This window comes from Pseudomonas sp. BTN1 (assembly GCF_001907715.1).
Taxonomy (GTDB): Bacteria; Pseudomonadota; Gammaproteobacteria; order Pseudomonadales; family Pseudomonadaceae; genus Aquipseudomonas; species Aquipseudomonas paracarnis.
The window spans coordinates 98,398-119,615 of the sequence record NZ_MPBM01000007.1 but is presented as its reverse complement, the minus strand read 5'-3'; the positions used below and the strand labels follow the sequence as shown (position 1 = coordinate 119,615).

The window sequence follows — 21,218 nt, the reverse complement described above, 5'->3', positions numbered from 1 at the left end:
CCCTTTGCGAACCGGCAAAGCCTACCACAGTTGGGCGGGAGGGCAGACCGCGACAGGTAAAATGGGCCATTTCTGACGGTTTTATCCGCGCGGGTGGTGCTTGGCGTGCATGTCCTGCAAACGTGCGCGTGCCACATGGGTGTAGATCTGGGTTGTGGATAAGTCGCTGTGCCCAAGCAGCATTTGCACCACGCGCAAATCCGCACCGTGGTTGAGCAAGTGGGTGGCGAACGCATGGCGCAAGGTGTGGGGCGACAGCGCCTTGCCGATCCCGGCCACTTTGGCCTGGTGCTTGATGCGGTGCCAGAAGGTCTGGCGGGTCATCTGCTCGCCGCGCTGGCTGGGAAACAGCACGTCGCTGGGGCGCCCACCCAGCAGTTCGTGGCGCGCATCGCGCATGTAGCGCTCGACCCACACAATCGCCTCCTCGCCCATCGGCACCAGCCGCTCCTTGCTGCCCTTGCCCATCACGCGCAACACGCCCTGGCGCAGGTTGACCTGCTCCAGGGTCAGGCTGATCAGTTCGGTGACGCGCAGGCCGCAGGCATACAGCACCTCCAGCATGGCACGGTCGCGCTGGCCGATGGCCTCGCTCAGGTCCGGGGCCGCGAGCAGGGCATCGACGTCGGCTTCCGACAAGGATTTGGGCAACGGCCTGCCGAGTTGCGGCATGTCGATTTGCAGGGTCGGGTCGACGGCAATGAGTTTTTCCCGCAGCAGGTAGCGATAAAAGCCACGCACGCCGGAGAGGAATCGCGCAGTGGAGCGCGGTTTGTAGTTCTGCTCCAGGCGCCAGGCCAGGTGATCGAGGATCAGCTCGCGCCCGGCATTTTTCAGCTCAAGTTTTTTCTCCTGCAGCCAGCCGTTAAACAGCGCCAGGTCACTGCGGTAGGCCTGGCGTGTGTTGTCCGACAGGCCTTTTTCCAACCAGAGGGCGTCGAGGAAGCGGTCGATCAGGGGATGGTCAATGGCAGGCATGGGCACTCAAGCAACGCAGCACAAGGCAATACGCGAATTATTTAGTGAACTGTGGCAAGAGCCATTAGTCTTTCATAGCCCGCTAATTCAAGGAACAGGAAGCTTTAATGAACGAACAACAGATTTTGTTGGCTTTTGGCGGTATTGGCGTGGCCGCACTCGGCTGCCAGTGGCTGGCCTGGCGCCTGAAACTGCCGGCGATTCTGTTTCTTCTGCTGAGCGGGATTCTGGCAGGGCCGATACTCGGATGGCTCGACCCGCAGGAAATGTTCGGCCCTCTGTTGATGCCATTGGTGTCGTTGGCAGTGGCGCTGATCCTGTTTGAGGGCAGCCTGACCCTGCACCTGTCGGAATGGAAGGAAATCGGCAGCGTCGTCCACCGGCTGGTCACCGTCGGCGCACTCTCGACCTGGGCGGTGATCACCCTGGCCACCCACTGGCTGCTGGGTTTCGACTGGATGCTGGCACTGCTGTTCGGCACCCTGACACTGGTCACCGGCCCAACCGTGATCGTGCCCATGTTGCGTGTGGTGCGCCCCAAAGCGTCCATCGCCAATATCCTGCGCTGGGAAGGTATCGTCATCGACCCGATTGGCGCACTGCTGGCGGTAGTGGTGTATAGCTTTATCATCGCCAGTGCGTCGGGCGATGGTTTGAGCCACAGCCTGCTGACCTTCGGCGGCGTCATCCTCTGCGGCAGCCTGTTCGGCATCGCCGGTGGCTGGGTACTGGGGCAGATCATGCGCCGCCAGTGGTTGCCGGAATACCTGCATAACCTGGCGACACTGGCGGGCGTGCTGGGTATCTTCATCGCTTCCAACCAGGTGATGCATGAGTCCGGCCTGCTGGCGGTCACGCTGATGGGCATGTGGATGGCGAACATGAAAGGCGTGGATGTACGGCACATCCTGCACTTCAAGGAAAACCTCAGCGTGTTGCTGATTTCCGGGCTGTTTATCCTGCTGGCGGCACGCCTGGACCTGAACGCCATGATCGCCCTGGGGCCGTTCGTGTTGATCCTGCTGTTGATCATCCAATTCATTGCACGCCCGTTGAACGTGGCGCTTTCGACCTTTGGCTCGGGGTTGAACTGGCGCGAGCGCGCGCTGCTGGCCTGGATCGCCCCACGGGGCATTGTGGCGGCGGCGGTGTCAGCGATCTTTGCGATCCGTCTGGATGAGGCTGGCCACGAAGGCGCGTTGTTGCTGGTGCCGCTGACCTTCGCGGTGATCATCGGCACCGTGGTGCTGCAAAGCGCCACGGCACGCCCCTTGGCCCGCCTGCTCAAAGTCGCTGAGCCGGCGCCTAGCGGCTTCCTGATCGTGGGTGCGAACGGCCCGGCGCGAGCACTCGGCAAGGCGTTGCAGCAATTGGGCAGCCGCGTGTTGCTGACGGATTCCAGCTGGGAAAACATCCGCGCCAGTCGTATGGAAGGCTTGCCTACGTACTTCGGCAACCCGGCCTCCCAGCATGCCGAATCCCATCTGGACCTGGTCGGCCTGGGGCATCTGCTCGCCCTCTCGCCTTCTGGCGAACTGAATGCCTTGGCCACCATGCGTTTTCGCCATGACTTCGGCCATCGCCTGTTCGCCCTGGCCAGCAGCCAGGAAAACCGTCGCACCGACAAGCACAAGGCCAGCCATGAACACCGTGGCCATTTGCTGGGCAGCCAACCTTTGAGCTACACCAAACTGGCCAGCCTGTTGGGCCAGGGCGCCGAACTGTATAGCACCAACCTCACCGACGGCTTTGGCTGGGAGCAGTACCAGGCGTTGCACGGCGAGCGCGCCACCTTGCTGTTTGCCAGGGACACCAGCGGCTGGGTGCACGTGGTCTCGCCCGAGAGCAATTTGAAGCCCGTAGCGGGCTGGACCTTGCTGGCGGTCATTCAACCGCAGGCCAGCACCGCCGAGTAATCAGTCAACAAAGCCAGGCAGTACTGGGACAGGGCGTTTATCTGCGTCAATCGCGACAAAGCTGAATACGCCCTGGATCGCCTTTTCACGGCCATCAGCGCTCATGCTCTCGACGAACACTTCAACCTCGACCTTGAGGCTGGTGTTGCCGACCTTGATCACCCGACCGATCAGCTCAACGATAGAGCCAGCCGGGATCGCATGGTTGAAGTCGATACGGTCGGTGGAGACCGTCACCAAAGGTAAGCGACAGAAACGCGTGGCGGTGATGAACGACACTTCGTCCATCCAGGCCAGGGCAGTGCCGCCGAACAGGGTGTTGTGATGATTGGTGGTGGGCGGGAACACGGCCTTGGTCACGTGGGTGACGGACAGGTCGGTGCGGCGCTGGATTTCTTCGAGGCGGGTGGTCATGGGTCAATACCGGCAGATAGGCAAATTTCAGGCACAAAAAAGCAGCCCGTAGGCTGCTTTTTTCTGCATCGGGAAGCTGGACTTAAGCCAGTTTTTCCTTGATGCGAGCTGCTTTACCGGACAGGTCACGCAGGTAGTACAGCTTGGCTTTACGTACGTCACCGCGACGCTTGACGGCCATGCTGTCGATTTGCGGGCTGTAGGTCTGGAAAGTACGCTCTACGCCAACACCGTTGGAGATTTTACGAACAGTGAAAGCACTGTTCACACCACGGTTACGCTTGGCGATTACCACGCCTTCGAACGCTTGCAGACGCGAACGGTCGCCTTCCTTCACTTTCACCTGAACGACAATGGTGTCGCCCGGGGCAAAGGTAGGGATCTCTTTGGTCATCTGCTCTGCTTCGAGTGCAAGGATGATTTTGTTAGTCATGCTGTGCTCCTAAGGTAAGTCAATGGACCTACCATCGATACGTTGTTAACTATCGTCCCGCGCGAGGATGTATTCCTCGAGCAGCTTCTTCTCTTCTCCAGAAAGCGAGCGGCTTTCCAGAAGATCGGCGCGTCGTTCATAGGTCCGACCAAGGGACTGCTGTAAACGCCAACGCCGGATGTGTGCGTGATTGCCACTTAGCAATACGTCGGGAACACGCTGATCCACATACACCTCCGGACGGGTGTAGTGCGGGCAATCCAGCAAACCATCCGTGAAGGAATCTTCCTCCGCGGAGTCCGCATGCCCTAAAGCTCCGGGCAGCAGTCGTGTAACCGCATCTATCAGGACCATCGCCGGCAGCTCGCCGCCAGACAGGACATAGTCCCCAATCGACCACTCTTCATCGACATGAGCTTCAATAAAACGCTCGTCAATGCCTTCATAGCGACCGGCAATCAGGATCAAACTTTCCTCATTCGCCAGTTCGCGTACCGCCGCCTGTTTCAGCTGACGGCCTTGAGGGGACAGGTAAATTACCTTCGCCTTCTCCCCGGCGGCTGCCTTGGCCTGAACCAACGCATCTTCCAGGGGCTTGATCTTCATCACCATGCCCGGGCCACCGCCAAATGGGCGATCGTCCACAGTGTGATGTCGATCCGTCGTGTAGTCTCGCGGGTTCCAACAGGTGAGCTGCAACAGCCCCTGTTTCACCGCCCGACTGGTGATGCCGTACTCGCTGATGGCGGAAAACATCTCGGGAAACAAACTGATCACTTCAATGCGCAAATTAGCCACGCTTAGAAGTCCGCGTCCCATTCCACCTTCATCTCGCCCGCTGCCAGGTCGACGGCCAACACGCATTGCTCGGTATAGGGCAACAGGCGTTCACGGTCATCCAGGCTGCCAGCGCAAGGCTTGACCACCATTACATCATTGGCGCCGGTTTCCAGAAGATGATCGATTTTCCCCAGCAATTGCCCGAGTTGATCAATAACCTTCAGACCTTCGAGCTGGTACCAGTAGTACTCGCCGTCGGTCAATTCAGGGAACAGGTTGCGCGGCACGCAGATCTCATAACCGGCCAGAAGACGAGCTTCTTCACGATCATCAAGACCCTTGAGCTTTGCGACCAGGAACTTGTCGCTCCCGCGTCCACTGACCAGCTCAACCTGCTTCACACTCCCTTCGCGCTTGAGCGTCCAGGTTTTGTACTGCAACAGGTTTTCAGTCGGATCAGTAAAGGAATACACCTTCACTTCGCCGCGAACGCCATGAACAGAGTAAATCTTGCCGATAACGATCAAATCATCAGCAACAGCTGGCGTCGCGTTCATATTGCTCAGGCTGCGGCCTTAGCCGAGTCCTTCAACAGTTTTGCAACGCGCTCGGATGGCTGTGCGCCAACGCTCAGCCAGTAGGCTACGCGCTCTTGGTTCACGGACAGACGAACTTCTTGACCACGAGCAACAGGGTTGAAGAAACCAACCTGTTCCTTGTGCGAACCGTCACGCGGGTTGCGGCTGTCGGTTACGGTCAAGTGGTAAAACGGGCGCTTTTTGGAGCCGCCAAGGGCAAGACGGATTGTTAGCATGTGAACATCGTTCCTGTAGTCGGTGCTGCAAATCTAAATGCACAGCGGGCATAGGTGCCCGAAAGGCCGCATATTCTAAGGAATATCCGGACTTTTGCAAATGTCTTTTTCTGGCGCCTATCAGCGTGCCATTCAGATCTGCTATAGAGCCGTCGGTTAAAACGGCGAGTCAGCGCCCGCCAACGGCGGGTTTGCTGGAGATCCCACATCCCTGTGGGGCGGAGCGCAAGCAAGGCTTGCGCTCGAATACTTTACATTTTAGGCATGCCGCCGCCGGGCAACATACCGCCCATGCCGCGCATCATCTTGGCCATACCGCCCTTGGCGGAGAATTTCTTCATCATCTTCTGCATCTGCTTGTGCTGCTTGATCAAGCGACCGATGTCCTGCACCTGGGTGCCGGAACCCATGGCGATCCGGCGCTTGCGCGAACCGCTGATCAGCTCAGGGTCGCGGCGTTCGGCCGGGGTCATGGAGTTGATGATGGCTTCCATCTGCTTGAACTGTTTCTCTGCCGCGCCCTGGGCGTTGCCCATTTGCGCCAGGTTCACACCGCCGATGTTGGGCAGCTTGTCCATCAGGCCGCCGAGGCCGCCCATGTTCTTCATCTGTTGCAGCTGGTCGCGGAAGTCTTCGAGATCGAAGCCCTTGCCCTTCTTCAGCTTCTTGGCCAGTTTGTCGGCCTTGTCCTTGTCGAGCGTGGCTTCGGCCTGCTCGATCAGGCTGAGCACATCACCCATGCCGAGGATGCGCGAGGCGATACGCTCAGGGTGGAACGGCTCGAGCGCTTCGCTCTTCTCGCCCATACCGATGAACTTGATCGGCTTGCCAGTAATGGCACGTACCGACAGCGCGGCACCGCCACGGGCGTCGCCGTCGACCTTGGTGAGGATCACGCCGGTCAGCGGGAGTGCGTCACCAAAGGCCTTGGCGGTATTGGCCGCATCCTGGCCGGTCATGGCGTCGACCACGAACAGGGTCTCGACCGGGTTGATCGCGGCATGCAGCGCCTTGATCTCGCCCATCATCTCTTCGTCGATGTGCAGGCGACCGGCGGTATCGACGATGACCACGTCGATGAACTTGAGCTTGGCTTCTTTAATAGCCGCGTTGGCAATGTCGACCGGCTTCTGGCTCAGGTCGGACGGGAAGAAGGTCACGCCCACTTCGCCCGCGAGCATTTCCAACTGCTTGATGGCCGCCGGACGGTACACGTCGGCCGACACCACCATCACGGATTTCTTCTTGCGCTCTTTAAGGAAGCGCGCCAGTTTGCCGGCGGTGGTGGTTTTACCCGCACCTTGCAGACCCGCCATCAGCACGACGGCTGGCGGCACGGCGCTGAGGTTCAGGTCTTCGTTGGCCGCGCCCATCAGGCTTTCGAGCTCGGCCTGGACGATCTTCACAAAGGCCTGGCCCGGGGTCAGGCTGCGGGACACTTCGGTGCCGACCGCACGCTCCTTGACCGAGTTGACGAAGTCCTTCACCACCGGCAAAGCCACGTCGGCTTCCAGCAACGCCATGCGCACTTCACGCAGGGTGTCTTTAATATTGTCCTCGGTCAGCTTGGCCTTGCCGGTAACGTGGCGCAGCGTCTGCGAGAGACGGTCAGTCAAGTTTTCAAACATGCGCGATCCTTTCAGGCCCTATTCATCGAAATGCAGGTAGACCGAGGTAATGGCGGCCCAGGCTGGGGGAAATCGCTATTAAAAACAGCGTTCGCCGAGCCTGCGGCGTGGGCAGGTCGCGGATTATAGCGAAGACTGCGCCCATGCACACCCGCTGTCTGGCCCGGGAGTCTTTCGTGCAACGCAGGTGTGTGCCAAACTCAACGCCTTTCGGGCTTGCCTACCAGGATTTATGCTCCCCTTGTCACCCAGTTTGCTACCCAGCCTCGCCGCCGCCATTTTGTATGCCGCTGCGACCCTCTATCAGGGCACTCGTCTGGCCCAAGGCGCCAAAGCGGACAAACGTCTGCTCGTCGGCCTTGGCGTGCTGGCCCTGCTAGCCCATGCCGCCAGCCTGTTCACCCACCTGATGACCCCGGTCGGCCTGGGCCTGGACTTTTTCAGCGCCGCCAGCCTGATCGCCGCGGCCGTCATCGCGCTGACGCTGCTGGCCTGCTACCGGATTCCGGTGGAGAACCTGCTGGTGCTGCTATTCCCCCTGGGAATGCTCACGGTGCTGCTGGCGCAGTTCACCCCCACCGGCACCGTACAGGTGATCGACGAGGAGCCGGGCATCCTCGCTCACATCCTGCTGTCCATCCTCGCCTACGGCATGTTCACCATCGCGGTGTTCCAGGCCCTGCTCCTGCTGCTGCAGGATCACCAGCTCAAGCACAAGCACCCGTCGGGGCTGATCAAGAACTTCCCGCCCCTGCAAACCATGGAAAGCCTGCTGTTCGGGTTCCTGTGGGCCGGCTGGACCCTGCTGTCACTGTCGCTGATCTCCGGCTGGCTGTTCGTCGAAAACCTGTTTGCCCAGCACCTGGTCCATAAAACCTTGCTGGCGTGCCTGGCGTGGGTCGTGTTCAGCGTGCTGCTGTGGGGGCGCAACCGCCTCGGCTGGCGCGGGCACAAGGCCATCCGCTGGACCCTGGCCGGTTTCTGCCTGTTGATGCTGGCCTATTTCGGCAGCAAGCTGGTTCGCGAATACATCCTGCATATCTGACGGGCAGTGATCATGGACAACTTGCCCTTAGGGCCGATGCTCGCCGTAATTGCCCTGCTGATTTTGTGGGCGGCGCTGTTTACTGCCATAGAAGCTGCGCAACAACACCTGCTGGCCCTGCGCCCTGGCACCCGCCAGGGCGACAAGGCGGCCGCCCGCCTGAGCTTCCCGCGCCATAGCCTGATCCTGTGCAACAGCCTGTGTCGCGCCGCCGTGGTGATTCTTTGCACCCTGCTGGCAATCTATGCCTGGGCAGAGAACGGGCCCTGGCTAGGCTGGCTGATTTCGTGCGCAGCGCTGCTGGTGCTGGCCGACTACCTGCCCCGCGCCCTGGCCACCCGTCACCCTCAGGCAGTGCTGGGCTTTGGCAATACATTGCTGGGCGTGCCGCTGAAAATCCTCTACCCCTTGGCCTGGCTGCTCAATGGCATCAGCCTGCTGTTATTGCGCCCGTTTGCACGCAAATCCGGCGTGGCGAAAAACAGCGACGAGCCCCTGCCCGACCATGATGACAACCCAGAGCCCGATACCGACGCCGACCGCACTCCCGGCCTGCCCGGTATCCATGCCCTGGACAACATCACGGTCAACGACATCCTGGTGCCGCGCAGTGAAGTGGACGGCATCAACCTCGATGAGCCAATAGAAAACATCATCGAACAGTTGCGCACCTCGCCGCGCACACGCCTGCCGGTGTTCCACAGCGACATCAACCAGGTGCAGGCCGTGCTCAACACCCGGCAGGTCCAACACCTGCTGCCTGACGCCAGCCTGACCAAAGAGGCCCTGCTCGCCGCCTGCCACGAGCCTTACTTCGTGCCGGAAAGCACGCCGTTGCAGCTGCAACTGCTGAACTTCCACAAACAACAGCGGCGCCTGGGCATGGTGGTGGACGAGTACGGTGAAGTGCTGGGCATCGTCACCCTGGAAGATATTCTGGAAGAGATCGTCGGCGAATTCGAAAGCGATCAGGCGGTGGATAACCCGCATATCGAAGCCCAGCCCGATGGCCGCTACATCATCGACGGCGCCGCTTCGATCCGCGAACTGAACAAAAGCCTGGGCTGGCACCTGCCCAGCGACGGTCCCAAGACCCTCAACGGCCTGGTGACCGAAGCGCTGGAAACCATCCCCGATTGCGCGGTGTGCCTGAAAGTCGGCCGCTATCGCCTGGAAATCCTCGAGACCGAGGACAACCGGGTGAGCAAAGTATTGATCTGGCATACCAGCCACGTGCCAGTGGCCGCCTGACCTCAGCAGGCTCAACCCGGTCAATGTGGGAGCTGGCTTGCCTGCGATGCAGGCGACTCGGTCCTTCAGTTGAACCGAGGGGATGCTATCGCAGGCAAGCCAGCTCCCACATTGATCCAGTTCCAGGCCATAGATCCTCACCAGCCCCTTGTTGGATCCTTAGCCCCCTTCCTATAATCCCTGCGGCTTACCCAAGCCCCGCCCGACCGCGTGCTACCCGCACTCAGCGTGTCCTGGCACCGCCTTACCATGTCCGACCGGCGTTTGCTCCCATCCCGAGCCGCTCCGCGCATAGCCCTGATCCATGGGTGCTCGACCAATAATAATCCGCGTCCAAACGCGCAATAACCGTCAGGGATAACGTTATGAGCACCACCTACCAAGAGGCCGCGAGCGCCGCACCTGCCAACTCGACCGCCCGCGTCGCCACGGCGAGCATCGTCGGCACCGCCATTGAGTTCTACGATTTCTACATCTACGCCACGGCTGCCGCTCTGGTGATCGGCCCGGTGTTTTTCCCACAGACCTCCGGCACCGCACAGATGCTGGCGTCGTTTCTGACCTTCGGCATCGCCTTTATCGCCCGGCCACTGGGGTCGGCGTTGTTCGGTCACTTCGGCGACCGCATCGGCCGTAAATCAACCCTTGTGGCTTCGCTGCTGCTGATGGGGGTGTGCACCACCTTGATCGGCTTGTTGCCGGGCTACGACAGCATCGGCGCCTGGGCCCCGATTCTCTTGTGTGTTTTACGCTTCGGCCAAGGCCTCGGCCTGGGTGGAGAATGGGGCGGCGCGGCCTTGCTGGCGACCGAGAATGCCCCCAAGGGCAAGCGCGCCTGGTTCGGCATGTTTCCCCAACTGGGCCCGTCGATAGGCTTCCTGGCGGCCAACGGTTTGTTCCTGATTTTGGCCATGAGCCTGAATGACGAGCAATTTCGCAGCTGGGGCTGGCGCATTCCGTTCATCCTCAGCGCCGCGCTGGTGATGGTGGGCCTGTATGCGCGCCTCAAACTGCATGAGACGCCGGTGTTCGCCAATGCAGTGGCCAAGGAAAAACCCGTGAAAGTGCCGCTGGTGGAACTGTTCAGCCAGCATTGGCTGCCGGTACTGCTGGGCGCCGCGTCGATGGTGGTGTGCTATGCGCTGTTCTACATCACCACGGCGTTTTCGTTGAGCTACGGCGTTTCCACCTTGGGCTACAGCCGTGAAACCTTCCTCGGCCTGCTGTGCTTTGCGGTGCTGTTCATGGGGCTGGCGACACCATTGGCCGCCTTGGCCAGTGATCGCTACGGGCGCAAGCCGGTGCTGATTGTCGGCGCGGTCCTGGCAATTCTGTCGGGCTTTACCATGGAGCCGCTGCTGACCCATGGCTCCACCTGGGCCGTGGCGCTGTTTTTGGCCCTGGAGCTGTTTTTGATGGGCGTGACGTTCGCACCGATGGGCGCGCTGCTGCCAGAACTGTTCCCGACCCGCGTGCGTTATACCGGCGCATCGGCGGCGTATAACCTGGGGGGGATCGTGGGAGCCTCGGCGGCGCCGTTCTTCGCGACCAAGCTGGTGGCGATGGGTGGGCTGAGTTATGTCGGTGGGTATGTGTCGGCGGCAGCGTTGCTGAGTTTGATTGCGGTGCTGTGCCTGAAAGAGACGCGGGATAACGACTTGAACAAGGTCGCCTGACCCCATGCTCGTTCCCACGCTCTGCGTGGGAATGCAGTTAGGGACGCTCTGCGTCCCCAAGCGCGACGCAGAGCGTCACAAGAGGCATTCCCACGCAAAGCGTGGGAACGAGCGTGGCGGCTTAGAGCTCTACAACAACTGCTTGGGAAGCACGGGTCGCCTTGGCACGAGCCGCTTCAATCGACTCGTCCCGCGCCAGTGCCACGCCCATGCGGCGCTGGCCGTTTACTTCAGGTTTGCCAAACAGACGCAACGCTGTATCCGGCTCGCTCAGCGCGGCGCCGAGGTTGGCAAACGCCGTCTGGGTCGACTGCCCCTCCACCAGAATCACCGCCGACGCCGAAGGCCCGAACTGACGGATCAACGGGATCGGCAGGCCGAGAATGGCGCGCGCGTGCAAGGCAAACTGCGACAGGTCCTGGGAGATCAGGGTTACCAGGCCAGTGTCATGGGGGCGCGGCGACACTTCGCTGAACCACACCTGATCGCCTTTGATGAACAACTCCACACCAAACAGACCACGACCGCCCAAGGCTTCGGTCACCGCCTTGGCAACGCGCTCGGATTCGGCCAAAGCAATCGGGCTCATGGCCTGCGGCTGCCAGGACTCCTGATAGTCGCCCTTCTCCTGGCGATGCCCTACCGGCGCGCAGAAGGTGGTACCGCCGATGTGGCGCACGGTCAGCAGGGTGATTTCGTAGTCGAAGTCGATAAAACCTTCGATGATCACCCGGCCTTTGCCGGCACGCCCGCCCTCTTGGGCGTAGTCCCAGGCTTTCTGCACGTCATCAGTGCTGCGCAACAGGCTCTGGCCCTTGCCCGACGAACTCATCACCGGCTTGACCACGCACGGGAAGCCCAGGTCCTGGACAGCCTTACTGTAGGCTTCGAAGGTGTCGGCGAAGTGGTACGGCGAGGTCGGCAGGTCCAGTTCTTCGGCGGCCAGGCGACGGATGCCTTCACGGTTCATGGTCAACGACGTGGCGCGGGCGGTCGGAATGACGGTAAAGCCTTCGGCCTCCAGTTCCACCAGGGTCGCGGTGGCGATGGCTTCGATTTCCGGCACGATAAAGTGCGGTTTCTCCGCCTCGATCACCGCACGCAATGCGGCCCCGTCAAGCATGTTGATCACATGGCTACGGTGCGCCACCTGCATGGCCGGCGCGTTGGCGTAGCGATCCACGGCAATCACTTCAACGCCCAGGCGTTGCAGTTCGATCACCACTTCCTTGCCCAGCTCACCGCAGCCACACAGCAAAACGCGGGTCGCGGTTGGCGACAATGGAGTTCCGATTCGGGTCATCTCAGGTCCTCAGGGGAGCGGATCATGGGGGAGAAAGGCCGGCATTTTACATGAACTGTAAAAATTGGCCTCAGTTGGCGACAGCCCGCCGGCGGATGCGCCAGGCCATGATCAGCCAGACCACGGTGACACCGGCGAACTTGGACACCAACGCCGTGCCCGCCACCGCCGGCGTCAGTGCGCCGATCAGGCCGAAAAAGATAAAGGTATCGAGGGGAATGCTCAGCGCCGAACTTATCCACAGGCGGTCATGCAGCGGGCGCTTGGTGATGCTGAACACCAGCCAGTCGATGCATTCGGACACCGCAAACGCCGTGGCACTGGCCAGGGCGATGGACGGGTCGGAGGTGATATAGGACAGCACCAGTGCCGCCAGCATGGCGATGATTGCGCCATGGCCGAAGCGGGTTTGCACCATGTCGCGCAGGATAAATACCAGGCCGCCCCAGGCGGACCAGATGATGTCCAGGTGTGGGGCGGTGGAGAAGGCGAAGTTGATCAGCACGACGCTGCTGATGTAGGCGATCAGGAAAAACATGGAGGATGGACCTGTGGGCAATGCCGCACAGGGTACACAATTACAAGGATGTCGTCTGGCAGGGCCTCATCGCAGGCAAGCCAGCTCCCACATTTGAGGGTATTCACACATCAAGGGTGGGAGCTGGCTTGCCTGCGATGAGGCCTGTCAGGCGCCAGATTTTCCAGGGGTCATCCACACCATCCCACTCGCCACCGCCCGCTCATGGCACAACCCCAGCACCACCCGGCGCTCGGCGTTGTCCATGCGGCTCCAACGCGTGATTTCATCCACATTGCGCTGGCAGCCGGTGCAGATATCGTCATCATTCAGTGCGCAAATGCTGACGCAGGGCGAGGCGACCGGTCGCTCAATCGTGCTCATTCCTGCTCGACCAGGTCACGGGCATAACGCTGCGAGTTATGCACATAGTGCGCGGCGCTGGCTTCAAGCATGCGCTTTTGCGCCTCGGTCAGCTCACGCACCACTTTGCCCGGCGAGCCCATGACCAGCGAGCCGTCGGGGATTTCCTTGCCTTCACCGATCAGCGAGTTGGCGCCGATGATGCAGTGCTTGCCGATCTTGGCGCCGTTGAGGATCACTGCGTTGATACCGATCAGGCTGTAGTCGTCGACGGTGCAGCCGTGCAGCATGGCGTTATGGCCAATGGTCACGCCGGTGCCAAGGGTCAGCGGGTAGCCCATGTCGGTGTGCATCACGCTGCCGTCCTGCACGTTGCTGTTCTTGCCGATCAGGATCAGCTCGTTATCGCCACGCAACACCGCGTTGAACCAGACGTTGGCGCCCTCCTCCAGCTTGACCTTGCCCACCAGCGTGGCATTCGGTGCAACCCAACTGTTGGGATGGGTCTCGACGCGGGCGTCGCCCAGGCGGTATTTCATGGTTTTTCCTCACGGCATGCCATTTAAACGATGGCTTATAGATTGATGAAGCTCTTGGGCGGATGGTGCAGGCTGATCTTGGCATCGTCATAGAGCAGGTTGATCAGCTCGACAATCATGATTGCCGTCAGCCCCCAGATTTTGTATTCACCGAACCGGTAGCTGGGCACATACCAACTGCGGCCCTGGTAATCAATGCGATGGGTATGTTCGCGTGGGTCCTGTCGGAAAAAGTCCAAAGGCACGCTGAAAACGGCGGCAATCTCGGCGTCGTTGGCCAGGTATTCGACGTAATCGGGGACCACGCCCACATAGGGCGTTACGCGGATGCCGTGCAGGGAAATCAGCGGGCTCAACGGGCCGATGACTTCAACCAGCCCCGGCGGCAGGCCGATTTCTTCTTCGGCTTCGCGCAAGGCGGTAAAGATCAGGTCCGGGTCTTCGGGGTCGCGGCGCCCGCCGGGAAAGGCCACTTCGCCACCGTGGGTCGACAGGCCGCTGGCGCGCAGGGTCAGGATCAGCTCGGGTTCGTCACTGCGGGTAATCGGCACCAGCACCGCAGCCTCGGGGAAACGCCCGTCGGTTTCCAGAGTGTGGGGGGTGTGGTTGCTTACCCGGCGAAGTAGCTCGTCCAGCATGAGTCATCTCGGTCTGTTGGCTACCTTGCATCATGCACCAAAGCGTGCGAGCGCCCAACCCCAAAACCGCAGCGCTGTCGCGAAACGACAACTTGCAGGAACGCCCGGCACCGAGCCAAGATGTGCCCATTGTCCAGGAACCCCAGCATGAATTTCTGCAGCCAGTGCGGCAAACCGGTAACCCAACGCATTCCCGAAGGCGACGCACGCCTGCGCTATGTATGCGACCACTGCTCGACCATTCATTACCAGAACCCCAATATCGTCGCCGGTACCGTGCCGGTGTGGGGCGACCAAGTGCTGCTGTGCCGCCGCGCCATCGAGCCACGCCTGGGTTACTGGACCCTGCCCGCAGGCTTTATGGAAAATGGCGAGACCGTCGAACAGGCCGCCATGCGTGAAACCCTGGAAGAAGCCTGCGCCCGGGTGCGCAACTTAAGCATCTATACCCTGATCAATGTGCCGCACATCAGTCAGGTGCATATCTTCTACCGCGCCGAATTGATCGATCTGGACTTCGCCGCTGGCCAGGAGAGCCTGGAAGTGAGGCTGTTCGACGAAGCCGACATCCCTTGGTCCGAGCTGGCTTTCCGCACGGTCGGGCGTACCTTAGAATGCTTCTTCGCTGACCGTCGCCAACAGGCGTACCCGGTACGTAGCGAATCTGTGCCACCGCTGTCCAAGCCCGCCCAATAACAAGCCGGCCAATGTCGCCAAAGGGATACCGTTTCAATGCGTTGGTTGCTTGCTCTGATCTGCCTGTCGTTCGCCACGCTGTCCCCGGCCTCCACGGTGCAAACCCTTGGCGGTAAAACGGTCGAGAAAGTCCTGGTACTCAAGTCCGCCCACCAGCTGCAGCTGATCAACGACGGCAAGCCGTTCAAGACCTATCGCATTTCCCTGGGCAAGAACCCCAAGGGCCACAAGCTGATCGAAGGCGACCGCCGCACACCCGAAGGCCTCTACTGGATCGACTGGCGCAAGACCAGCGACCGCTTCAACCTGGCCATGCACATTTCCTACCCGAACATCAGCGACGCCGCCCGCGCCCGCCGCGAAGGCGTGAAGCCAGGCAGCATGATCATGATCCACGGCACCCCCGACACCGAAGACTACCCGGAACAGTGGTTCCACACCCTGGACTGGACCGACGGCTGCATCGGCATGCGCAATGTGGATATGCGCGAAGTGTGGAACCTGGTCAAAGACGGCACCCTCATCGAGATTCGGCCGTAATCGCGTGCCGTTCGTAAAATAATTCGAAAATAATTCCTGCCCCAGGCAGCGCCTGCCGGTGAATACCAGTTCACCGCGCGGGACCCTGCACTTGTGCGCGCCACAAAGACCTCTCTAATACCACTTGATACCAAGCCCCATTAAAGCGCCCTGAAACCGGGATTCGCACCGTTTTGGTAGCATTGACATGGTATTTAAGTGGTATTAGTTTTCGGCCATTACCGGGCGACAACACTCCAATAACGCATCGGAAACCTGACAGATGAACCCCATCCTTGCCCTGCGCCCCGACGATAAGCAATCCACGCCGCTGTACCTGCAACTGGCCCGCAGCCTTGAAGCAGCGATCCATGCCGGCCAGTGGAAATCCGAACAGGCCCTGCCTTCGGAACGCGCCCTCAGCGAGCAACTGAGCATCTCGCGGGTCACCGCCCGTAAAGCGCTGGAAGTGTTGCTGGCTCAAGGCCTGATCCGTCGCAGCCAAGGCTCCGGCACCTTCATCACGCCGCGCCTGGAACAACCCTTGTCACGCCTGTCGGGGTTCAGCGAAATGCTGCGGCTCAAGGGGTTTGTGCCCACGTCCCAGTGGCTGGAGCGCGACATTACCCCGCCAACCCATGAAGAACTGATCCGCCTGGGCCTGTCGCCCACCGACAAAGTCGCGCGCCTCAAGCGACTGCGCAAAGCCGATGACACGGTGATGGCGATTGAAATGACCGCCATGCCGGCCTCGGTGTTGCCCCATCCCCAGGCCATCGGCAATTCGTTGTACGAGTACCTGGAAAGCATCGGCAAGCCCATCGTGCGCGCCTTGCAGCATATCCAGGCGATCAATGCCTCGGATGAGTTCGCCGCGCTGGTCGGCATCGCCCCCGGCACCGCCATGCTGCTGATGACCCGCGTGGGCTACACCGCCGATAACACGCCGATTGAAATCACCGACACCTACTGCCGCAACGATTACTACGACTTTGTCGCAGAACTGCGCCGCCATGATTATTCCGCCGAATTGCGAACTTAGAGAACTGCCCATGACTGAAGACAATATCCTCACGCCCAGCGGCTGGATGCGTGGTCGCCTGGTGCACGAGCACGGCAAGGTTGTCGCCATTGACGGCACGCCGTGCGACCCGGCCGACAACGACCTGCCCTACCTGCTGCCGGGCTTTATCGACCTGCATGTGCATGGCGGTGGCGGCGCGGACATCATGGAAGGTGCGGGCGCCTTCGAGACCATTACCCGTACCCACGTGCGTTTTGGCACCACCTCGCTGCTGGCCACCACCATGACGGCGCCGGTGGAAGAAATCTCCCGCGTGCTTGGTGAGCTCGGCACGTTCTGCGAACAGCGCCCAGCCGGCAGCGCTCGCGTACTCGGCGTGCACCTGGAAGGCCCCTACATCAATCCGAGCAAACTCGGCGCCCAACCCAACTTCGCCCACACCGCGTTGATGCAGGAAGTGGAAGCCTACCTGCGCCTGGCGCCGATCCGGGTGATCACCATCGCCCCGGAAATCGCCGGCCACGACGGCCTGATCCGCGCCCTCAGCGAACGCGGCGTGCGCATGCAGATCGGCCATACCCTGGGCAGCTATGAAGAAGGCGTTGCCGCCCTGGCCGCTGGCGCCACCAGTTTCACCCACTTGTACAACGCCATGAGCCCGCTGCATCACCGCGAACCCGGCATCGTCGGCGCCGCGCTGGCCCACGCCCAGTACGCCGAGCTGATCCCGGACTTGCTGCATGTGCACCCTGGCGCCATGCGCGTGGCGTTGCGCTCGATTCCCTGCCTGTATTGCGTCACCGACTCCACCGCCGCCGCCGGCATGCCCGACGGCGAGTACAAGCTGGGCAGCCACACCGTGACCAAATGCCTGGGCGGCGTGCGCCTGGCCGATGGCACCCTGGCCGGCAGCACCCTGACCATGGACCAGGCGCTGCGCAACCTGGTGAAAATCGGCCTGCCCATCAGTGAAGCCTCACAACGCCTGTCGCAATTTCCTGCGGACTACCTGGGCTTGCAAGAACGCGGCCGCCTGCAACCGGGCAGCTTTGCCGACTGCGTGCGCCTGGACCGCTCCCTGACACTCACCGACGTAATGGTCGAAGGAGACACCATTGACTTCAAAAATGCTTGAAGAGGCCCTGGCCTCCTGCGACGCCGTCGCGGCCCAACTGCAACGCCTGGACCCGATGCTGGAAGAAATCGCCGGCCGCCTGCGCCGCCAGCCACCACAGGTGGCGATGACCATCGCCCGCGGCAGCTCCGACCATGCCGCCAGCTACTTCGCCTACCTGGCCATGCAACACGTGGGCATTCCGGTGGCGTCGCTGCCAATGTCGGTGGTGACCCTGTTGCAGGCGCCGATGAAAGTCAGCGGCCAAGTGGCGTTTGGTTTCTCCCAATCTGGGCAGAGCCCGGACCTGGTCAACAGCCTGCGCCTGCTACGCAAGCGGGGTGCCTTGAGCATCTCGATGGTCAACGCCGAAGACTCACCGCTGGAAGCCGCGTGTGAATTTCATGTGCCGCTGTGCGCCGGGCCGGAACTCAGCGTGGCCGCCACCAAGAGCTTCATCGCCACCCTGAGCGCCAGTGCACAGTTGGTCGGCCACTGGAATCAAGAAGCCGACTTGCTGCAAGCCTGTCAGGCCTTGCCCGAGGGCCTGCGTGACGCCGCCAGACAGGATTGGCGCCTGGCCGTCGACGCCCTCAAAGGCAGCCAGCGCTTGATGGTGATCGGCCGTGGCGCCGGGTTTGCCATCGCCCAGGAAGCCGCGCTCAAGCTCAAGGAAACCTCGGCGATCCAGGCCGAAGCGTTCAGCAGCGCCGAAGTGCGCCACGGGCCGATGGCCTTGATCGACGAGAACTACCCTCTGCTGGTGTTCGCCCCACGCGGCGCCGAGCAGGCCGGCCTGCTGAGCCTGGCCGCCGACATGCGCCAACGCGGCGCCCGCGTGCTGCTGGCCGCGCCGGACGATATCGCCGAACGCGACTTGACGCTGAGCCGCGCCGAACACCCGAGCCTGGACCCGATCCTGGCGATTCAGAGCTTCTACGTGATGGCCGCCGGCCTGGCGCAGGCACGGGGCATGGACCCGGACCAGCCGCGCCACCTGAGCAAAGTCACCCGCACGCACTAAAGCGGCGTTTTCCTGATGAGTACCGTGCCCATGCCCAACAACAATAATCCATTGACCCTTAGCGCCCCCTTGAGTGGGCCGGTGCTGGCCCTGAACCGCGTCCCCGACGAAGTGTTCGCCAGCGGCGCCATGGGCGACGGTATCGCTATCGACCCGCTGAACGACTGCCTGCAGGCGCCCTGTGACGGCGTGATCATCCACGTCGCCCGCACCGGGCACGCCCTGACCATCCGCGCTGATAACGGTGCCGAAGTACTGATGCATGTGGGCATCGACACCGTGGAACTCAATGGCGAAGGCTTTGCCTTGCTGGTGAAGGAAGGCGCACGGGTGAGCGAGGGTCAGCCGTTGGTGCAGTTTGATCTGGACCGCATTGCGCGCCAGTGCAAGAGCCTGGTGAGCTTGATCATCCTGACCAACAGTGAGCGCTTTGAGCTGCAACCGATTGCAGGCAAGACGGTGAGGGTCGGTGACGCGCTGATGCGGATTGCCGTGCGCACATCCGCACCGGTTAACACCGCTGTGGATAACTCGGACGCGCAAGTGAGCGCTACAGTGCGCATCACACACCGTGGCGGATTGCATGCACGCCCTGCTGCACTGATCCGCAAGACTGCTCAGGGTTTCAGCAGCCAGTCACAGCTGCACTTCGGTGATAAGACGGCGGCTTGCGACAGCTTGATCGGCCTGATGGGGCTGGGTATTGGTGAAGGTGACGAGGTACGGGTGAGCTGTCGCGGCAAGGATGGCGAGGCGGCGTTACAGGCATTGGTCGCCGCGCTGTCCGTGGCGATCCACGAGGAACACCACACGCCGGTCGCCGCCACACCACGCCGGGCGAATACCGAAGCCAATGTGCTGCAAGGCGTCTGCGCCGCGCCGGGCTTGGTATGTGGGCCGCTGTTCCGCCTGGCGGGCATCGAGTTGCCGGAAGATACCGACACCCATAACGTCGACGAACAACTGCAACGACTGGATGTGGCTCTTGAGCAAGTGCGTGGCGAAATCCGCAACACTCTGGAACTGGCCCGCCAACGCAAGAACGTCGAAGAAGAGGAGATCTTCGCCGCGCACCTCGCCCTGCTGGAAGACCCGACGTTACTCGACGCCGCCAGCGCAACCATCGAACAGGGCAGCGCCGCCACCCACGCCTGGCGGGATGCGATCCAGGCCCAGTGCGCCGTGCTGCTGGCATTGGGCAAGCCACTGTTTGCCGAGCGCGCCAACGACCTGCGCGACCTGCAACAACGGGTGCTAAGGGCGTTGCTGGGTGAAGCCTGGCATTTCGAATTGCCGGCGGGGGCGATTGTCAGTGCCCATGAGCTGACACCTTCGGACCTCCTGCAATTGAGCGCGCAACAGGCTGCGGGCATCTGCATGGCCGAAGGCGGTGCGACCTCCCATGTGGCGATTCTGGCCCGGGGCAAAGGCCTGCCATGTCTCGTCGCCCTGGGCAATGAAGTGCTCGACGTACCCCAAGGCCAACGGGTGGTGCTCGATGCTGCCAACGGCCGCCTGGAGCTGGCCCCCAGCGAAGCGCGCCACGCCGAAGTTCACCAGATTCGCGAAACACAGAAGTTGCGACGCCAGCAGCAACAGGTCCAAGCCCGGCAATCGGCGAACACCACTGACGGCGTGACGGTTGAAGTCGCGGCGAATGTCGCCTCCAGCGCCGAAGCCCAAGTGGCGTTTGACAACGGCGCCGACGGCGTCGGCCTGCTGCGCACCGAATTCCTCTTCGTCGACCGTCGCACCGCGCCGGATGAGCAAGAACAGCGCCAGGCTTATCAGGCCGTGCTGGATGCCATGGGCGACAAGTCGGTGATCATCCGCACCATCGATGTGGGCGGCGACAAGCAGCTCGACTACCTGCCGCTGCCCGTCGAGGCCAACCCGGTACTGGGCCTGCGCGGTATTCGCATGGCTCAGGTACGCCCGGAACTGCTCGACCAGCAACTGCGCGCCCTGCTGCAAGTTACCCCGCTGGCGCGTTGCCGCATCCTGCTGCCGATGGTCAGCGAGGTGGATGAACTGCTGCAGATCCGCCAGCGCCTGGATGAACTGTGCGCGGAGTTGGAGCTGACGCAACGCCCCGAACTGGGCGTGATGATTGAAGTACCCGCCGCCGCGCTGATGGCTGAACAGTTGGCTGAACACGCGGACTTTTTGTCCATCGGCACCAATGACCTGTCCCAGTACACCCTGGCCATGGACCGCGACCACGCAGGCTTGGCCGCCCGTGTTGACGCGCTACACCCGGCGCTGCTGCGGCTGATCGCCCAGACCTGCGCCGGTGCGGCGAAACACGGCCGTTGGGTCGGCGTGTGCGGTGCCCTGGCGTCGGACCCGCTGGCCACGCCAGTACTGGTTGGCCTGGGAGTCACCGAGCTGTCGGTAAGCCCGCCGCAGATCGGCGAAATCAAGGACCGCGTCCGCCACCTGGACGCGGCGCAATGCCGGCAACGGAGCCTTGAGCTGCTCGACCTGAGCAGCGCCAAGGCCGTTCGCCAAGCCTGTCAACACCACTGGCCGCTGAGCTGAAAACA

Annotated in this window: 22 protein-coding genes; 10 read left to right on the top strand and 12 right to left on the bottom strand. The window is 61.7% G+C overall.

Annotation, left to right across the window (positions count from 1 at the left end; genetic code table 11):
• Window positions 1-81 precede the first annotated feature (81 nt).
• A complete protein-coding gene (gene xerD / locus BMH52_RS03215) occupies window positions 82-978 on the bottom strand; it encodes a site-specific tyrosine recombinase XerD (protein WP_014719783.1) in 897 nt (298 codons plus the stop codon).
• A 107-nt stretch (window positions 979-1,085) separates the two neighbouring features.
• Between xerD and BMH52_RS03210 the strand changes: the two genes are divergently transcribed.
• Entirely contained in the window at window positions 1,086-2,894 is a 1,809-nt protein-coding gene (locus BMH52_RS03210; RefSeq protein WP_020301361.1) for a sodium:proton antiporter, read from the top strand.
• Here the strand turns inward: BMH52_RS03210 and BMH52_RS03205 are convergent, their stop codons facing one another.
• The 6 genes from BMH52_RS03205 to ffh form a co-directional block, all read right to left on the bottom strand.
• Window positions 2,895-3,308: an acyl-CoA thioesterase gene (locus BMH52_RS03205; RefSeq protein WP_003193963.1), complete on the bottom strand. Its 414-nt coding sequence runs from the start codon at window positions 3,306-3,308 to the stop codon at window positions 2,895-2,897. It lies immediately after the preceding gene.
• Between the two features lie 82 nt (window positions 3,309-3,390).
• Window positions 3,391-3,741: a 50S ribosomal protein L19 gene (rplS, locus tag BMH52_RS03200; protein ID WP_003175895.1), complete on the bottom strand. Its 351-nt coding sequence runs from the start codon at window positions 3,739-3,741 to the stop codon at window positions 3,391-3,393.
• A gap of 45 nt (window positions 3,742-3,786) precedes the next feature.
• Entirely contained in the window at window positions 3,787-4,560 is a 774-nt protein-coding gene (trmD, locus tag BMH52_RS03195; protein WP_153475158.1) for a tRNA (guanosine(37)-N1)-methyltransferase TrmD, read from the bottom strand.
• Window positions 4,542-5,078 carry a ribosome maturation factor RimM gene (gene rimM, locus BMH52_RS03190; protein WP_003175898.1) on the bottom strand — a complete coding sequence of 179 codons (537 nt, stop codon included), beginning with the start codon at window positions 5,076-5,078 and terminating at the stop codon, window positions 4,542-4,544. The genes trmD and rimM overlap by 19 nt, the downstream gene beginning before the upstream one ends.
• Before the next feature lie 5 nt (window positions 5,079-5,083).
• A complete protein-coding gene (gene rpsP, locus BMH52_RS03185) occupies window positions 5,084-5,335 on the bottom strand; it encodes a 30S ribosomal protein S16 (protein WP_003175899.1) in 252 nt (83 codons plus the stop codon).
• A gap of 251 nt (window positions 5,336-5,586) precedes the next feature.
• On the bottom strand, window positions 5,587-6,963 hold the full coding sequence (gene ffh, locus BMH52_RS03180; RefSeq protein ID WP_003193965.1) for a signal recognition particle protein: 1,377 nt from the start codon (window positions 6,961-6,963) through the stop codon (window positions 5,587-5,589).
• A 232-nt stretch (window positions 6,964-7,195) separates the two neighbouring features.
• Between ffh and BMH52_RS03175 the strand changes: the two genes are divergently transcribed.
• The 3 genes from BMH52_RS03175 (at window position 7,196) to BMH52_RS03165 (ending at window position 10,935) form a co-directional block, all read left to right on the top strand.
• Window positions 7,196-8,008: an inner membrane protein YpjD gene (locus BMH52_RS03175; protein ID WP_003193966.1), complete on the top strand. Its 813-nt coding sequence runs from the start codon at window positions 7,196-7,198 to the stop codon at window positions 8,006-8,008.
• A 12-nt stretch (window positions 8,009-8,020) separates the two neighbouring features.
• Window positions 8,021-9,259, top strand: coding sequence for a transporter associated domain-containing protein (locus tag BMH52_RS03170; protein WP_003193967.1), 1,239 nt, complete (start codon window positions 8,021-8,023; stop codon window positions 9,257-9,259).
• 365 nt (window positions 9,260-9,624) lie between these two features.
• Window positions 9,625-10,935, top strand: a complete 1,311-nt coding sequence (locus BMH52_RS03165; protein ID WP_003193968.1) for an MFS transporter — start codon at window positions 9,625-9,627, stop codon at window positions 10,933-10,935.
• Between the two features lie 121 nt (window positions 10,936-11,056).
• On the opposite strand, the gene purT is transcribed toward BMH52_RS03165, so the two are convergent.
• The 5 genes from purT to BMH52_RS03140 all read right to left on the bottom strand — a co-directional run bounded on the left by purT (window position 11,057) and on the right by BMH52_RS03140 (window position 14,295).
• Window positions 11,057-12,238, bottom strand: a complete 1,182-nt coding sequence (purT, locus tag BMH52_RS03160; protein WP_072435082.1) for a formate-dependent phosphoribosylglycinamide formyltransferase — start codon at window positions 12,236-12,238, stop codon at window positions 11,057-11,059.
• A gap of 70 nt (window positions 12,239-12,308) precedes the next feature.
• Entirely contained in the window at window positions 12,309-12,776 is a 468-nt protein-coding gene (locus BMH52_RS03155) for a preQ0 transporter (protein ID WP_014719786.1), read from the bottom strand.
• A 147-nt stretch (window positions 12,777-12,923) separates the two neighbouring features.
• Window positions 12,924-13,139, bottom strand: coding sequence for a DUF1289 domain-containing protein (locus tag BMH52_RS03150; protein ID WP_014719787.1), 216 nt, complete (start codon window positions 13,137-13,139; stop codon window positions 12,924-12,926).
• Complete coding sequence (locus BMH52_RS03145; protein WP_014719788.1) at window positions 13,136-13,657, bottom strand: gamma carbonic anhydrase family protein; 522 nt, start codon at window positions 13,655-13,657, stop codon at window positions 13,136-13,138. Before BMH52_RS03145 ends, BMH52_RS03150 begins: the two co-directional genes overlap by 4 nt.
• Window positions 13,658-13,692: 35 nt before the next feature.
• Window positions 13,693-14,295, bottom strand: coding sequence for a CoA pyrophosphatase (locus tag BMH52_RS03140; protein WP_014719789.1), 603 nt, complete (start codon window positions 14,293-14,295; stop codon window positions 13,693-13,695).
• A 147-nt stretch (window positions 14,296-14,442) separates the two neighbouring features.
• Between BMH52_RS03140 and BMH52_RS03135 the strand changes: the two genes are divergently transcribed.
• From BMH52_RS03135 to ptsP, 6 genes are all read left to right on the top strand, one after another.
• Complete coding sequence (locus BMH52_RS03135; RefSeq protein WP_003193976.1) at window positions 14,443-14,991, top strand: NUDIX hydrolase; 549 nt, start codon at window positions 14,443-14,445, stop codon at window positions 14,989-14,991.
• A gap of 36 nt (window positions 14,992-15,027) precedes the next feature.
• Window positions 15,028-15,531 (top strand): murein L,D-transpeptidase family protein, encoded by a 504-nt coding sequence (locus BMH52_RS03130; protein ID WP_014719790.1) that lies wholly within the window; start codon window positions 15,028-15,030, stop codon window positions 15,529-15,531.
• 262 nt (window positions 15,532-15,793) lie between these two features.
• Complete coding sequence (locus tag BMH52_RS03125) at window positions 15,794-16,552, top strand: GntR family transcriptional regulator (RefSeq protein ID WP_003193978.1); 759 nt, start codon at window positions 15,794-15,796, stop codon at window positions 16,550-16,552.
• Window positions 16,553-16,562: 10 nt separating this feature from the next.
• On the top strand, window positions 16,563-17,669 hold the full coding sequence (nagA, locus tag BMH52_RS03120; RefSeq protein ID WP_073842894.1) for an N-acetylglucosamine-6-phosphate deacetylase: 1,107 nt from the start codon (window positions 16,563-16,565) through the stop codon (window positions 17,667-17,669).
• Window positions 17,650-18,672: an SIS domain-containing protein gene (locus BMH52_RS03115; RefSeq protein WP_014719792.1), complete on the top strand. Its 1,023-nt coding sequence runs from the start codon at window positions 17,650-17,652 to the stop codon at window positions 18,670-18,672. Before nagA ends, BMH52_RS03115 begins: the two co-directional genes overlap by 20 nt.
• Window positions 18,673-18,702: 30 nt before the next feature.
• Window positions 18,703-21,213: a phosphoenolpyruvate--protein phosphotransferase gene (ptsP, locus tag BMH52_RS03110; protein ID WP_073842892.1), complete on the top strand. Its 2,511-nt coding sequence runs from the start codon at window positions 18,703-18,705 to the stop codon at window positions 21,211-21,213.
• Window positions 21,214-21,218 lie beyond the last annotated feature (5 nt).